Origin of the sequence: uncultured Rothia sp. (assembly GCF_916049665.1) — a bacterium.
Classification (GTDB): Bacteria; Actinomycetota; Actinomycetes; order Actinomycetales; family Micrococcaceae; genus Rothia.
This window is the reverse complement of sequence record NZ_CAJZIE010000011.1, coordinates 1-15,286: the sequence shown is the minus strand read 5'-3', so window position 1 is coordinate 15,286 and position 15,286 is coordinate 1. Positions and strand designations below refer to the sequence as shown.

12 protein-coding genes and 2 tRNA genes are annotated in these 15,286 nt (G+C 60.0%); 10 read left to right on the top strand and 4 right to left on the bottom strand.

Annotation, left to right across the window (positions count from 1 at the left end; all coding sequences use genetic code 11):
* The first annotated feature begins 171 nt into the window (after window positions 1-171).
* From QZ540_RS02005 to QZ540_RS01995, 3 genes are all read left to right on the top strand, one after another.
* Entirely contained in the window at window positions 172-663 is a 492-nt protein-coding gene (locus QZ540_RS02005; protein WP_070605377.1) for a ribose-5-phosphate isomerase, read from the top strand.
* 118 nt (window positions 664-781) lie between these two features.
* Window positions 782-1,666 carry an Fpg/Nei family DNA glycosylase gene (locus tag QZ540_RS02000; protein ID WP_294627326.1) on the top strand — a complete coding sequence of 295 codons (885 nt, stop codon included), beginning with the start codon at window positions 782-784 and terminating at the stop codon, window positions 1,664-1,666.
* A gap of 19 nt (window positions 1,667-1,685) precedes the next feature.
* A complete protein-coding gene (locus tag QZ540_RS01995) occupies window positions 1,686-2,231 on the top strand; it encodes a cysteine hydrolase family protein (protein WP_294627324.1) in 546 nt (181 codons plus the stop codon).
* Window positions 2,232-2,550: 319 nt separating this feature from the next.
* Here QZ540_RS01995 and QZ540_RS01990 read toward each other — a convergent pair.
* A tRNA-Gly gene (locus tag QZ540_RS01990) sits at window positions 2,551-2,621 on the bottom strand.
* A 268-nt stretch (window positions 2,622-2,889) separates the two neighbouring features.
* On the opposite strand from QZ540_RS01990, the gene QZ540_RS01985 reads away from it, so the two are divergent.
* The 6 genes from QZ540_RS01985 (at window position 2,890) to QZ540_RS01960 (ending at window position 8,749) form a co-directional block, all read left to right on the top strand.
* A tRNA-Pro gene (locus QZ540_RS01985) sits at window positions 2,890-2,964 on the top strand.
* Between the two features lie 107 nt (window positions 2,965-3,071).
* On the top strand, window positions 3,072-4,373 hold the full coding sequence (gene tig / locus QZ540_RS01980) for a trigger factor (protein WP_294627322.1): 1,302 nt from the start codon (window positions 3,072-3,074) through the stop codon (window positions 4,371-4,373).
* Between the two features lie 354 nt (window positions 4,374-4,727).
* On the top strand, window positions 4,728-5,381 hold the full coding sequence (locus tag QZ540_RS01975; protein WP_005505718.1) for an ATP-dependent Clp protease proteolytic subunit: 654 nt from the start codon (window positions 4,728-4,730) through the stop codon (window positions 5,379-5,381).
* 11 nt (window positions 5,382-5,392) lie between these two features.
* On the top strand, window positions 5,393-6,076 hold the full coding sequence (locus QZ540_RS01970) for an ATP-dependent Clp protease proteolytic subunit (protein WP_005505720.1): 684 nt from the start codon (window positions 5,393-5,395) through the stop codon (window positions 6,074-6,076).
* Window positions 6,077-6,553: 477 nt separating this feature from the next.
* Window positions 6,554-7,921, top strand: coding sequence for an ATP-dependent Clp protease ATP-binding subunit ClpX (gene clpX, locus QZ540_RS01965; RefSeq protein ID WP_294627320.1), 1,368 nt, complete (start codon window positions 6,554-6,556; stop codon window positions 7,919-7,921).
* Window positions 7,922-8,107: 186 nt separating this feature from the next.
* Entirely contained in the window at window positions 8,108-8,749 is a 642-nt protein-coding gene (locus QZ540_RS01960; RefSeq protein ID WP_294627318.1) for a DsbA family protein, read from the top strand.
* A gap of 128 nt (window positions 8,750-8,877) precedes the next feature.
* Here QZ540_RS01960 and QZ540_RS01955 read toward each other — a convergent pair whose 3' ends face one another.
* The 3 genes from QZ540_RS01955 to valS all read right to left on the bottom strand — a co-directional run bounded on the left by QZ540_RS01955 (window position 8,878) and on the right by valS (window position 14,434).
* Window positions 8,878-10,437 carry an LssY C-terminal domain-containing protein gene (locus tag QZ540_RS01955; protein ID WP_294627316.1) on the bottom strand — a complete coding sequence of 520 codons (1,560 nt, stop codon included), beginning with the start codon at window positions 10,435-10,437 and terminating at the stop codon, window positions 8,878-8,880.
* Between the two features lie 292 nt (window positions 10,438-10,729).
* The gene (locus tag QZ540_RS01950; protein WP_294627314.1) at window positions 10,730-11,131 is read right to left on the bottom strand and encodes a hypothetical protein; all 402 of its coding nucleotides are present in this window, start codon (window positions 11,129-11,131) and stop codon (window positions 10,730-10,732) included.
* 570 nt (window positions 11,132-11,701) lie between these two features.
* The gene (valS, locus tag QZ540_RS01945) at window positions 11,702-14,434 is read right to left on the bottom strand and encodes a valine--tRNA ligase (protein WP_294627313.1); all 2,733 of its coding nucleotides are present in this window, start codon (window positions 14,432-14,434) and stop codon (window positions 11,702-11,704) included.
* Between the two features lie 539 nt (window positions 14,435-14,973).
* Between valS and QZ540_RS01940 the strand changes: the two genes are divergently transcribed.
* On the top strand, window positions 14,974-15,286 hold a 313-nt coding region (locus QZ540_RS01940), incomplete at its 3' end, for a hypothetical protein (RefSeq protein ID WP_005508144.1).

Below are 15,286 nucleotides of genomic sequence, written 5' to 3'. Positions count from 1 at the left end.
TTACCCGAACCCGCGCGAATTCGATACAGTTAAGACAGAAAAAACCCAAACGGGGAGCGTATCCCACCTGATGGATGCGCGGCGCACTCTAGCAACGGCGCTCAGAACTGAGAACCGGCGCCTCCCACGAACGCACAAACGCACGTCACACCAAATGACCAGGAGAGTACCATGCGCGTACACATCGCAACCGACCACGCTGGCCTCGAACTGAGCCACTACCTGATTGAGTCCCTCACCGCTGCGGGCTACGAGATGATTGACCACGGCCCCGCCGACTACGATCCGCTGGACGACTACCCCTCGTTCTGCATTAATGCAGCCCTTGGCGTGAAGCGTGACCGCGAGGCAGGTCTGGACTCCCTGGGTATTGTGCTGGGCGGTAGTGGCAACGGCGAGCAGATGGCTGCGAACAAGGTTGAGGGTATCCGTGCGGCTCTGGCGTGGAACCACGACACCGCGGCACTGGCTCGCGAGCACAACAACGCACAGGTCGTTGCTGTGGGCGGCCGCCAGCACAGCAAGGAAGAAGCACTGGAAATCATCAAGGTCTTCCTGGCTACCCCCTGGACCAACGAGGAGCGTCACGCACGCCGTATCGGTCAGCTGGCTGAGTACGAGCAGACCGGCGACATTGCCGGCAAGCAGATTGACGCTGCCTAAGCTCTAAAATCTGAGGCGCATAGTGCAGGCTATGCGCCTCAGTCGTCTCTGCACTCCAGATAATCTGTACTGTTTACACCCGCGTTATTTCTAGCCGCCGAGTTTTTGAGGGGGACCCGTGCCCGAAGGCCACTCCATTCACCGTATCGCCCGCCAAATCAGCGACGTCTTTACCGGCGAGCGAGTGCAGGTTTCCTCTCCACAGGGCCGCTACGCTGAGGGGGCCGCCCTGCTGGATGGGCACACCATCACTGGCGCGTATGCGCACGGCAAGCACCTGTTCGTGACCTTCGAAAACGACCTGACTCTGAACGTGCACTTGGGCATTTACGGCAACTGGAGCTTCGGCGGCGACGAGACGTTCACGGGTGCCTCGAGCATTGGTGCGCCCCGCAAGATCGGTGAGAAGGAGTATGCGGCGGGGGAGGGGGAACCTTACTCCGGCCCTCCCGAACCGAAGAGCACGGTGCGCTGCCGTATTGTTTCGGAGCACGGATGGGCTGACCTGGTGGGTCCGACTATCTGCCGCACCCTCACGCCGGAGGAGGTGCGCACCGTCCGCTCGAAGCTCGGCCCCGACCCGCTCAACCCGGATGCCGACCCCGAACAGTTCTATCGCGCGGCACGTAAGAGCTCCCGCCCGATTGGCGTGATTCTCATGGATCAGGCGGCTATCTCCGGTGTGGGTAATATCTTCCGTGCCGAGTCGCTCTACCGCCAGGAAATTGATCCGCTACGCCCCGGCAAGAGCCTCAGCGACGATGAGCTGAAGCGACTCTGGGAGGACAATAAGCACCTGCTGGTCATCGGCGTGCGCGTGGGCCGCATCATCACCACCGAACCCGAAGACCGCCCCGGTATTCCTGAGACTGAGGCGTGGCCCGACCACGCGAACTACGTGTACATGCACCACGGCGAGCCCTGCCGCCGCTGCGGAACCACCATCCGAATGGAAGAAATCGCCGGCCGCAAACTCTACTGGTGCCCCGGCTGCCAGAAGTAGCTACAGGAAGAGAAGAACAATGGCTGAGGCTCTATTGGTGGTGGATGTTCAGAGGGGTTTTCTGCATCCGCAGCTACCGGCTAGAAATAATGACGGTGCGGAAGAGAAGATGCAGAAGATTATGGAGGGTTTCCGCTGTTCAGGGCGCGAAATAATCCATATTCAGCATCGGGGAACGGATTCGAGCTCCTTCTTTTACGATGAGGAAAATATTAGGTTCCAGAGCGGATTTGAGCCTCGTGTGGGGGAGAAGGTATTTACAAAAAATGTGAATAGCGCATTTATTGGTACAAATCTGCTTGCCTATCTGCGTGAACGCGGGATTGATCGGCTCACGGTGATGGGTTGTACGCTGCCGCATTGTGTGTCTACCACTGTGCGGATGGCGGCAAATTATGGTTTTCAGGTGACTCTTGTTGAGGATGCCTGCGTAACCTTTGCTCTTTCTGATGGTGCCGGTGATTTTCTTTCCCCGGAGATGGTGCACCTCTACAATATTGCGGCGTTGCGCGATGAATTCGCCACGATTGTCTCGGCGCAGCAGGTGCTTGAGAAGTATATATAAGTTAGGCTGGAGCGTGCGGATTCCGAGCGTGCGAGGAAATAAATCCGCATGCGGAAGCGGTTCCCACGATTTGTTCAGGATAGTTCTCGAGGGGATGACGGGCTGGAGGGTGAAAATCCCGAGCGCGCGAGGGAATGTATTTTTGCCCGGAAGCGATTCCCGGCAACCTTGAGCGGGATTTGTGGAGGGGATGACGAGCTGGAGCGTGCGGATTCCGAGCGCGCGAGGAAACAAATCCGCATGCGGAAGGGATTCCCGTCATCCCCTCGAGGGAAAAAGAAAGGGCCTCGACGCGAACGCGTCGAGACCCTAAGTCTCGAGGGGATGACGGGAATCGAACCCGCGTAATCAGTTTGGAAGACTGAGGCTTTACCATTAAGCTACATCCCCGAATTGGAACTTGACCATAGTAGCGAGGTTCCGTCTGTGCTGTCAAACTCTTTGGTGTGTTGGCGCGGTTTTGTGTGGTGGTTTTGGTGTGTTCTTGCGGGCGCTCGCCTCGGCTTTTTGTACGGGTCTGTGCATCCTTATTAGGGGAGTACGCGCTCAGTGGAAATAAACCGCGCACCAGCCGCTGTGTTGGGCATTTAGCGGGAAAACAGGTAAACTAGGGCACTGACTGTGTTAAACACGCAAGTGCGCAACACGGTCGGTTTCACGGGGCGTGGCGTAGCTTGGCTAACGCGCCTGCTTTGGGAGCAGGAGATCGCAGGTTCGAATCCTGTCGCCCCGACGTGAAACGGTTGCCGCGACGCTACAGAGTCGTGGCGCTCTTTCCACTAAGCAACCGCGGCACACACGATTCGTGCCGCACCGAAACTATATGAGGAGATCACGGACGTGAAGACCGCCGTCGAGAAGCTCAACCCGACCCTCGCAAAGATTGAGGTCGAGGTTCCCTTCGCAGAATTCAAGCCCTACCTGGACCGCACCTACAAGAACCTCGCGGGTCAGATCAGCGTTCCCGGCTTCCGCAAGGGTAAGCTGCCCAAGCAGCTCATCGAGCAGCGTGCGGGCTTCGACTACATCGTCGAGGCATCCCTGAACGACGCTCTGAACGACTACTACGCACAGGCACTGGGCGAGAACGAACTCTCCCCCCTGGCACAGCCCGAGCTGGACGTTCAGTCCCAGCCCTCCACCGAGAACCGTGAGGCAGACGTCAAGCTGACCATCACCGTCACCGTTCGCCCCGAAATCGAGCTGCCCAACTACGAGGGCCTCGAGGTTGAGGTTGACGAGGTAGAGGTCACCGCTGAGGACGAGGTTCAGGCACTGGACGCTCTGCGTGAGCGCTTCGGCACCCTGAAGACCGTTGAGCGCCCCGCAGCTGACAAGGACTTCGTGACCATTGACATCGCAGCTGAGATCGACGGTGAGCAGGTTGACGCAGCAAACGACCTGTCCTACCAGATCGGTTCCGGCACCATGCTCGACGGCATCGACGAGGCTCTGACCGGCCTGTCCGCTGGCGAGGACGCAACCTTCGAGACCAAGCTTTCCGGTGGCGAGCACGCAGGCGAGCAGGCTGTCATCAAGGTCAAGCTGACCGCTGTCAAGGAGCGCGAGCTGCCCGCAGCTGATGACGAGTTCGCACAGCTGGCTTCCGAGTTCGACACCATCGACGAGCTGAAGGAAGACATCAAGAAGCAGGTTGCAGAGGCTAAGGTTGCCGAGCAGGGCACCCAGGCACGCGACAAGGTCCTCGCAAAGCTCGTTGAGCTCGTTGAGATCCCCGTCCCCGAGAAGGTTATCGAGGACCAGCTCGAGCAGCACTTCAATAACCCCAACGCTGAAGCTGGCCACGACACCGAGGAGCACCGCGCCGAGGTTCGCGCCAACACCGAGACCGCATTCAAGAACGAGATGGTTCTCGACGCTGTTGCGGACAAGGAAGAAGTGACTGTTGACCAGGCTGAGATGATTAACTACATCATCACCATGAGCTCCCAGTACGGCATGGATCCCAACCAGTTCGCACAGATGCTGGACGGCTCCGGCCAGGCTGGCGCACTGGTCGGCGAGGTTCGCCGCTCCAAGGCTCTGGCAGCAGTGCTGAAGACCGCAGTGGTCAAGGACACCAAGGGCAACGTTGTTGACCTGTCCAAGTACCTGGGCGAGGGCGAAGAGGCAGCAGCCTAAATCCCCGCCACGGTCCGCAAGAAGCCACCCCGCTAGAGGGCGTGAGCTGATTGCTTGAAACGTGTAGCCTCAGCGAGCATCCACCGAGTTACCGGTTGGGTGCCCGCTGAGGCTCTTTTAGTCCCCAGAATCACCCCCGATTTGCTCCCGAACGCGTATGCAGGCTCGTCAGTACCGCACATGCTGGGCGCTGTGCTTCACGCTGTGCTTCACCCCCTGGCGAACGAACAACGCGAAGGGAAGCGGGGGAGGGCAACTATCGGTAAGGTAGTAGCAACGAAACTTTTCGCGTGCGCTCCGGCGCGTAAATCGCGCAAAGATGCAGCGAAGACCCATTAGAGAAGAAGAGGAAGAATGTCCAGCTACATGCCTCTGCCCATCGGCGCCTCCCAGGCAGCCGGCGTGGCGCCCGCGCCGTCTATGGCAACCCCCATCGTTGGTGCCCAGGAAGATTACGTCTACAACAGCCTCCTGAAGGAGCGCATTATCTGGCTCGGTTCCGAGGTGCGCGACTCCAACGCTAACCTCATCTGCTCGCAGATGCTGCTGCTCTCGGCTGAAGACCCCGAGGCAGACATCTACCTGTACATCAACTCTCCCGGCGGCTCCGTCACCGCCGGCATGGCTATCTACGACACCATGCAGCTCATCCCGAACGACGTGGTGACCGTGGTGACCGGCATGGCAGCATCCATGGGTCAGTTCCTGCTCACCGCAGGCACCATCGGCAAGCGCTACGCAACCCCGAACGCCCGCATCCTCATGCACCAGCCCCTCGGCGGCATTGGCGGTACCGCATCGGATATCCGCACCCAGGCTGAGCTGATTCTGGACATGAAGAAGCGCCTGGCAGAGATCACCGCTGAGCGCACCGGCAAGAGCCTGGAAACCATCCTGAAGGATAACGACCGCGACAACTGGTTCAACGCGGAAGAAGGCCTGGAGTACGGCTTCTTCGACCACATTGCGACCACCGCCGGTAAGCTGCCCGAATCGAAGAACGCATAAGGGAGATGCACATGAACTACCTGCCGAACGATATCACCACCTCGGCGCCGGCTATGCCGAGCAACCGCTACGTGCTCCCCAGCTTCGAGGAGCGCACCCCCTACGGTTACAAGCGTCAGGACCCGTACGCAAAGCTGTTCGAGGACCGCATCATCTTCCTGGGCACCCAGGTGGACGACGCATCCGCTGACGACATCATGGCTCAGCTGCTGGTGCTGGAGGCGCAGGACCCCGAGCGTGACATCACCCTGTACATCAACTCGCCCGGCGGCTCCTTCACCGCAATGACCGCCATCTACGACACCATGCAGTTCATCCGCCCCGAGATCCAGACCGTGTGCCTGGGTCAGGCGGCATCCGCTGCGGCGGTTCTGCTGGCTGCCGGTACCCCCGGCAAGCGTCTGGCACTGCCGAACGCTCGCGTGCTGATTCACCAGCCCGCTCTGAGCGGCCAGCAGGGCGGTCAGGCATCTGACATTGAGATTCACGCGAACGAGGTTATGCGTATGCGTGAGTGGACTGCACAGACCCTGGCACTGCACTCGGGCAAGACCTACGAGGAAGTTGACCGCTCCATCGAGCGTGACAACATTCTGACTGCGGCCGCTGCCCTGGAGTACGGCCTGGTCGACAAGGTGCTGGAGTCTCGTAAGCTGCGTAAGCCTGCGACCAACACCGCTATTTCCCACACTTAAACTTTAGTTTTGAGGAATACCCCGATTTTTCGGGGAGGGGCGGCATCGCTCCGTGTGCGAGCCTTCGGGCTGGTGCACGGTGCGGTGCCGCTCCTTTTTGTGCTTTGCCGCTCCTTTTTGCGCTTGTCGGGTGGGGTGCGGCGAGGCAAGCTGATACGGGCGTTGACCTGCGCTTTCTTTGCGATTTCTTGCGGCGCGTTGCCGTCATATTCCGGCGCGTCAGCTTCCGCCGCCGTCATAAAAGACGCGCTTTGTCATATGCCCGGTAAGTCCGTCCATTTGGGGCGCGTAATTCTTGGTTCCGGGGTGAACTCCGGTAGCCTTAGAGAAGGAGAAAATTCGAGTCTTTCATACCGTTTTCTCGCTCAAACCAGGGCGCCCACCACCCGCCGGTGCCCCTCCTGAGAAATCACCGCAGACACCAGGTCACTGACCCTTCTGTACCGATTTCATCACGCCGATCGAAAGGGAATCTTCGTGGCCACAGACGTCATTGTGCCTCCCGAACAGCCCAACGCCAGCATGCGATGCTCCTTTTGTAAGAAGACGCGCGCGCAGGTTTTTAAGATTGTGCTTGGCCCGAACGTTTCGATCTGCGACGAGTGCGTGGAACTGTGCGAAGAGATCCTCGCTGAAGAGCGTCTGAAGGTGAAGGCTCCCGCCGCTGCGCCCGCGCCTCAGCTGGCTACTCCGCGCGAAATTTATAGCTACCTCAACGACTACGTCATCGGTCAGGACGCAGCGAAGCGTACCCTGGCGGTGGCGGTGTACAACCACTACAAGCGCATCCACGATATTGATAACCCGGTGTTGACCTCCCGCATTCTTTCGGCGACAGCGGGGGAGCAGGTGGAGCTGGGCAAGTCGAATATTCTGATGCTCGGCCCGACCGGTTGCGGTAAAACCTACCTGGCATCGACTTTGGCGAAGAAGCTGGATGTGCCCTTCGCTCTGGTCGACGCAACCACCCTCACCGAGGCGGGTTACGTGGGTGACGACGTGGAGAACATTCTGCTGCGCCTCATCAACGCCGCTGACGGCGATATCGCCAAGGCTCAGCGCGGCATCATCTACATCGACGAGATCGACAAAATTGCCCGCAAGGGTGGCGAGAACCTCTCCATCACCCGCGACGTGTCCGGTGAGGGCGTGCAGCAGGCGCTGCTGAAGATTATTGAGGGCACCGTGGCGACCGTACCCCCGGAGGGCGGCCGCAAGCACCCGGCACACGCGAACATTGAGATTGATACCTCGAACATTCTGTTCATTGTGGCGGGTGCCTTCGACAATATTGACGACCGCATCGCGGCCCGCGTGGGTGCCGGCGGCATCGGTTTTGGCGCCGAACTGGGCGGTTCCGTAAAGAACCCGCTGGACCAGATCATGCCCGAGGACCTGGCGCACTACGGCATTATCCCCGAGCTGATCGGCCGTCTGCCGGTCATCTCGACCCTGAGCGAGCTCAATGAGGAGGAGCTGGCTCGCGTGCTGACCGAACCGAAGAACGCGCTGCTCAAGCAGTACCGTCACCTTTTTGCCCTGGACGGTGTGGAGCTAATCATCGACGACGCGGCAATCGCCGCCATTGCGCGCCTTGCCGCCGAGCGCGGTACCGGTGCTCGCGGTCTGCGCTCCATGATGGAGCAGATTCTGCAGCCGGTCATGTTTGAGATTCCGGACCGCACCGACGTGGTGTCCATCGTTATCGGTGAGGATACCGTGCTCAACGGCGCGGAGCCCCGCTACGTACTGCAGGCGCCCGACCCCGAAGCCGAGACCACCCGCACCGTAAAGGGGGAGGCGAAGACCACCTCCCTGAAGGACGCGGACCGTCAGGCGGCATAACCGAATACTTCCAGCCGACAGGCTAGGGAATAAAGAAGCCGTCGCCCCGGTCATACGGGGTGACGGCTCACTAGCAGGTACCGCTCGGCAACATGCGCTGAAGGGCATGTGCTGAAGAGCGTGTACCGAAGAATAAGCGCCGGCTCATCGAAGCGGCTGGCGCAACCGTATGAGAGAGGAACACTCATGGCTGAGAACGCACCCGCACAGGTTGATTTCTGGTTCGACCCGATTTGCCCCTGGTGCTGGATTACCTCCCGCTGGATTGGTGAGGTGCAGAAGGTCCGCAACGTTGAGGTGACCTGGCGCCCCTTCTCCCTGTCCATGCACAACCAGGGCCGCGAGCTGCCCGCCGACTACCAGGCGATGATGGACCAGTCCTGGGCGCCGACCCGCCTCATCACCGCCGTGCGTGAGCTGCACGGTAACGAGGTTATCAAGCCCCTCTACGACGCTCTGGGCGAGCAGATTCACCACAACAGCAACAAGGCTGATTCCTACCGCGACGCGATCGTCAAGGCGCTGGCTGAGGTCAACCTGCCCGCAGAGCTGGTGGATGTCGCCTTCACCGACCAGTACGATGAGCAGATGCGCGCATCCCTGGACCTCGCCCTGGAGACCGTGGGTGGCACCGATGTGGGTGTTCCGCTGATTTCCATTAACGGCACCGCGTTCTTCGGCCCGGTCATTTCCCCGAGCCCCGCCGGTGAAGAGGCAGGTAAGCTCTTCGACGGCGCGCTGGCGCTGGCATCGTACCCCGGCTTCTTTGAGCTGAAGCGCCCCCGTAACGTGGGCCCGATTTTCCACGGTGAAGACGGCGAAGCCTAAGAACCCTGAAACGCGCTGAGACCCCTGCAATGTGCTGAGGCTCGGTAGAGTCTGCGGCTGCAGAGCATAAAAGTACCGCCCGGTCATTGAACGACCGGGCGGTACTTTATTTCCCAAACTATGCAGAGCTATCGGCGGTGGCTCGCGGTAGCCGCCTTGCGTGGCTGCTGCGCCTTCTGTGCCTTTTTCGCCTTGCGCTGTGCCCTGTGCTCGAGAACCTTCGGGTGCGTCGCGCGCTGCACAATCTTTGTATCGCGCATGTGGAAGGTGCGGGTTGCCGTGTACTGGACCGCCGCGTCCGAAGTGAACGCCAGCATCGCAAACACCGCAACGCCCAGCTGGAAGAAAATCGTGGACAGCGGCAGGGACTGGTGCCCCCACAGCACGCCGCCGGTAATCGCCGCGAAGTTCAGCGCCGTCAACAGCAGAGCCAGTCGGCGAGCCTTCGACGAGCCGCGCAACGTGCTCCACAGCAGGAACAGGTGCACCGCCGAATAAATTGCTACAAAACCCACCAGTACTGTACCGGTAATGGTCAGCAGCACGTCGCTATCCACCTGGTCGAAGAGGTTCAACAACTCAAGATCGTTGCCGGAGCCTTCCTCCAGCAGCTTGGCGCGAAGTGCCGGGCGGCTGAGCGCCAAAATAATACTGTTGACAATATCAGCGAGGGTCACGGCGATGAGCATACCCGAACCGACCAGCAGGCTCAGCGGCATGCGGTACGCCAGGTCGTGCGCGCTGGAGAGGTGAATCTCTTCCTGCTCCTGCGGTTCCAGACCCTCATTGTTGAGAATAACCACCGGCAGCGCGCCGTCGGTACGGATCGCGTCACCACCACCGTTGCGGGCGTGGTAGCCGGAGGAGAAATCGTGCAGAATCTCAACGCGGGTTTCCGGGTGAGCGTACTGGATGGACTCCACAATGTAGTCGCGCTCAAAGTCGGTTTCAGCATCGATGCGGTGCGTGACCTGCAGGGTGAAGAAGCTGAAACCCACACCGGAGTCATACGTGCCCGCCGCCAGCCAATCCACCTGGTGACCGCCAGGCAGAAGCCAGCCGTCCGGGGTTTTCCAGAAGCGCACGTGGTGGCGTTTCTCGGGGTTGCCGTCCACTTCCTTCTGGTAGGCGAAAGCCTGCGTCTTGCCGAAAATTTTCAGCGGGGAGACCGGCGCCTCCGCGTAGGAACGGCGGGTAATAGTGGAGAGAATAATCTTCCACGAGGAGACGAGCGTGACGTCGTCCGCGCGGGTCCAGCCCGCATCCTGCATGACCTGGTGAATCTGCTCCTCGGTACCAATCAGGCCGATATTGACCGGGTCGCCGAGCAGACCGTCTGGGGTGCGGGTGCGCCCAATGAAGTAATCGGGCACGTAGATGCGGGTCATGATGGCGTGAAAACGCGGTAGCGTCAGGTACGCGGTGACCGCCCAGAAGATAAAGGCGATGGGCACACCCCAAAAAGAGTGGCCGACCGTATTCGCCAGAATCATGAAGGTCAGCACGAGTGCCGCGACGCCGGCGAAGATAAAGAAGAGAGTGTCCCAGAAATCAACCCAGAAGCTACGCGGGACGAGGTCCTGCGCCGCACCGCGCGTGTCAATATCGCCACGGTAAACCGGTGGCGAGGTGACTGGGGGAGCAACATCGCTACGTATAGGCCGTAGGACGCGTTTTTGGTGGGACATTCCCGCCCTTTCTGCAACATAGTTAGGGTCTTTGAATATCACATAACTATAGCAAGGGGCAAGGCGTGAGAAATGCGTATTCCGGGCAGGGCTTAATCGCTTGGCTCGATAGCCCCGCCGCGGAATCACGGGCTGTTTCAACGCGCGGAGCGTGAGCTGAAAATGCGTTGAATAACGGGAGAAATGAACAGCAGAAGAAACAGGGGGAGTGTTAACCCTGTTTGTATCTTCCCAGCGAAAGGAAAGGGAGTACAGGGATGTACTGTGCGGGGATTCCCAGCAGCGGGAATTCCTACTCGGGGAGGGGCTTAGCCTCCACCGCGGCGCGTGCCGCCGCAATAGAGCTTTCGTGGTGCAGCATATCGCGGCTTTCACGCATGAGGCGCACCCACTTGCGGGTCAGATCCTCAAGCTGCTGGGCGGTCAACAAACCGGAGGCGATGCTCGCCTCATCGGCGGCGGCACTGGTGGAAATATGGTGATGCCAGAGTTCGTACACTTCGTTGGTGTAGCTGGCGCGTAGAGCCTGGGCATGTTCGCGTGCCTGGCTGATGTATTCGTTCAGGCTTGCACGGTAGTGCTGAAGCTGATCGGGGGAAATGTTTGCTTGCGCTCCTGGCGGTGAGCTCGGGGTTGAGCTCTGCCTCGCCTGGGGTTCGTTCGGTAATCCGGAAGAGGATGAGTATGAATTCATGAGGATATGGGGTGCGCCTACTTTGGCGCGGGTCAGTGTCAGGGTGCATCGCTGCACCTGACGGGTGGTTTCTGTCGTGCGGTTGGTCGGGGTATGTCTTGCTCGTACCGGTGATTTGTCTGTTGCTGAAGTTGAATAGAGGGTTGTTCCTGATGGTAAAACCCTCGCATCAACAATCATACATAAGTGACAGTCAATCTCATAAGGTTGATTATGCTCTTTGCACATTGATGAACAGAAAAAGGGATTGGAAATCCCACATAATCCCTACAGAACAGCAGACTAAAACCCACATTATTAGGGGAGGAGGTTGTGAAGGTTCTAGGGATGGGCGCGGACACCCACGGGTGCCGAATATGTAAAGCCTCTAGTCAGAGTCGTAAAAGCACCCTGCAAAGCACTGTGTGCAGCCGAGCATCACGCTCTCCGGGTACCTTGCCTGCAGAAACCAACGAACCGCAGACACAGAAAACGGGGCGGTACCGTCAATCGGTACCGCCCCGTTATCAACACCAAAGTGGCGTCATAAAATCAAGCGATAAACGCTCAAGTGCGATTACTCAGACGCGATTACTCAGCTGCTTCTTCCACAACGAGCACAACATCGCGAACCTCCAGCTCGCCCTCAGCCGCCACCAGGGACAGCTCACGAGCGTTACCGGCAGCCTTCAGGTCAGCCAAGCCAGCGGCAATGCGATCCAGCTGAGCCTGAGGAGCCGCAATAGTAGCGGACTCAACCTCGGTGCGCTGCTTAACCTTCGCGTCGCTCTTAGCCTTACGCAGGCCGCCCAGAGCCTCAGCAACATCCGGCAGGATCTGCTTCAGCGACTCAATCTGAGCCGGGTCAGCGTCCGCCAGGACCCACTGAGCAGAGATGCCAGCAGTCGGGTTCTGTGCGGAGTACTCAGCCAGCAGGGTACCCTCCAGGATGGGCAGTGCCTGCGGCCACTCGGCGCGGTGTACGCTACCTGCACGCCACCAGGACCAAATCTCTTCGGTCACGAACGGCAGGAAGGGCGCGAACAGACGCAGCAGGGCATCCAGGGTGGTTGCCAGCGCGGCAAGAACGGAAGCCTGCTCCTCCTCACCGCGAGCACCGTACGCACGGTCCTTGATCAGCTCAACGAAGTCGTCGGTGAAGGACCAGAAGAAGCTCTCGCAAATCTGCAGGGCACGAGCGTACTCGTACTTCTCGAACGTTGCGGTTGCTTCCTCAATCAGGTACGCCAGGCGAGCCAGCAGGGAACGGTCCAGGGCGTTGATGAGCACGCGGCCCTGAGCCTGAGAAGTAATCACGGACTTCTCGGTAGCGCCCAGGTTCAGCACGAACTTGGACGCGTTCAGCAGCTTGATGGCAAGGCGGCGGCCAATCTTCATCTGGCCTTCGTCGTAGGCGGTGTCAGCACCCAGGCGAGCCGAAGCAGCCCAGTAGCGCACAGCGTCCGAACCGTACTTCTCCAGAACCTCGTTGGGGACCACAACGTTGCCCTTAGACTTGGACATCTTCTTGCGGTCCGGGTCGAGAATCCAGCCGGAGAGCGCGGTGTTGTACCACGGCACGGAGGAAGCCAGGGTCTCCGCGCGAACAGCGGTGGAGAACAGCCAGGTACGGATAATGTCGTGACCCTGCGGGCGCAGATCCATGGGGAAGGTCTTCGCGTGCAGGTCCGGGTCCACGCCCCAGCCGGTCGCAATCTGCGGGGTCAGGGAGGAGGTAGCCCAAGTGTCCAGAACGTCCGGGTCAGCGATGAAGCCGCCCGCTACGCCACGCTGATCCTCGGTGTAACCGGGAGCAGCCTGAGAGGCGGGGTCAACCGGCAGCATGTCCTCAGAAGGCAGAATCGGGTTCTCGTAGTCCGGCTCGCCCTCAGCGTCCAGCGGGTACCAGACGGGGAAGGGAACGCCGAAGAAACGCTGGCGAGAAATCAGCCAGTCGCCGTTCAGACCCTCAACCCAGTTCTCGTAGCGGCTACGCATGAAGGAGGGGTACCAGTTCATCTCACGGCCGCGCTCGATGAGCTTCTCGCGGCGTGCAGCGTCACGGCCACCGTTGCGGATGTACCACTGGCGGGAAGCAACGATTTCGAGGGGCTTGTCGCCCTTCTCGTAGAACTTCACGGGGTGGGTAATCGGCTTGGGGTCGCCGTCCATTTCGCCAGCCTCAACCAGCATTTCCACGACGGTCTTCTGTGCGGTGAAGACGGTGGTGCCTGCCATACGCTCGTAGCGCTCGCGACCCTCGGCGGAAGTGATCCACTCGGGGGTTTCGCGGGAGAAGCGGCCGTCGCGGCCGATGAGGGCACGGGTGTCCAGCTGCAGTTCACGCCACCAGGTGACGTCGGTGGTGTCACCGAAGGTACAGATCATGGCGATACCGGCACCCTTGTCAGGCTGTGCCAGCGGGTGCGCCTTGATTTCGACCTCAACGCCGAACAGCGGGGAGGTGACGGTGGTGCCGAACAGCGGCTTGTAACGCTCGTCGTCCGGGTGCGCCACGAGAGCCACGCAGGAGGGCAGCAGCTCGGGGCGGGTGGTCTCAATCCAGACCTTCTCGCCGTTGGGGCGGTGGAAGCTGATGCGGTGGTACGCGCCGGGGCGTTCCTTGTCTTCCAGCTCAGCCTGTGCCACTGCGGTGCGGAAGGTGACGTCCCACATGGTCGGTGCTTCAGCCATGTAGGCGTTGCCTGCTTCCAGGTCCTTCAGGAAGGCGAGCTGGGAGACCTTGCGGGAGTGTGCGTCGATGGTGCGGTAGGTGCGCGACCAGTCAACGGACAGACCCAGGGTGGTGAAGAGGTTTTCGAAGACCTTCTCGTCTTCAACCGCGAGCTCTTCACAGAGTTCAATGAAGTTGTTGCGGGAAATGCGCGGCCACTTTGCCTGGCTGCGGTCGGGCTTGGGGGTGCCGTCTGCCTTCCAGGTGATCAGGTCGCGGAAGGAGTCGTTGTCTGCCACGGAGGGGTCGCAGAGAACGCCGTAGTAGTTCTGAACGCGGCGTTCGGTGGGCAGGCCGTTGTCATCCCAGCCGAGGGGGTAGAACACGTTCTTGCCGGTCATGCGCTGGTAGCGTGCAATGACGTCGGTCTGGGTGTAGGAGAACATGTGACCCACGTGCAGGGAGCCGGATGCGGTCGGCGGCGGGGTGTCAATGGAGTAGACCTGTTCGCGAGTGGTGTTCTCGTCGAATGCGTAGGTCTTCTCGTCGGCCCAGCGCTGCGAGAGCTTCTCTTCGAGGCCTTCGAGGGCGGGGCGGTCGGGAACGTTAATCTGTACGGGCGAGTCTGAGCCCAAAATGTTTTCAGCCATAACGGCTATTTTCTCATATTCACGGCATTCTCTCAGCTCCAGGGGAATTCTGCGCTGTGCTTGCCTGTTCGTACTGCTCGATTGCGGCTTCTAGACGTGCCAGGAGGGGCTTGTATTGGCGCACAAATTGTGCCCTGCGTACTGCGGCGCGTACCCCTCTGGAGGCGGTGATTTCCTGCCAGCTGGCGGGGTCGAGGTAGCTCTGCCCGAGCAGTAGGTGAACCTCGGAACTGTAGGGGGTTCCGGTGGTGGCACGGATAGTGCGCGCCCGCTGCTGGAGTGCTTGGCGCTGCTCTTTAAGAGATGTGATGCGCTGGTGCGGTATTGCTGTCATGTGGAGGTTCCCAATATGAGGAGTAATCGGCGATTCAGCGGTGAGCTCAGTGAAAAACGGAAATGGGGAGAGAGCCCCCTAATATGCCGCTCTCGGTTACCTGCAGTGTAGGCGCGAAAATCCGCAGTATCAACAGCCGGCGAATCCTTCTCAGGGGCGCGGGCACGGCGTAGACTGAAAGTACACGACCTTTGAGGAGTTGCCAATGAGTTCTCTGAGTATTTTTGGTTTGGGCACGTCTGAAACTGTTCTGCTGATACTGCACCTGGTGCTGGTTGCGTTGTGCGTCTGGCATTTAACGGTGCGTAGCGGCTATGGTGAGGCGCGTATGCGTTTCGTGCTACCGCTGATTATGTTCATGCCCGGCGCTGCGGTTCTTTATCTGCTGTCTGCGCGTGAAGGTACGGTCCCTCCGGACACGATTAAGACCGGCAGTAGCTCGCCCGTGTACTTTGAGCATCGCCTCGGATTCCGTGACGGCGGCAGGAGCCGCTGGGGTCTGCCGCGCCGCCGCAAGT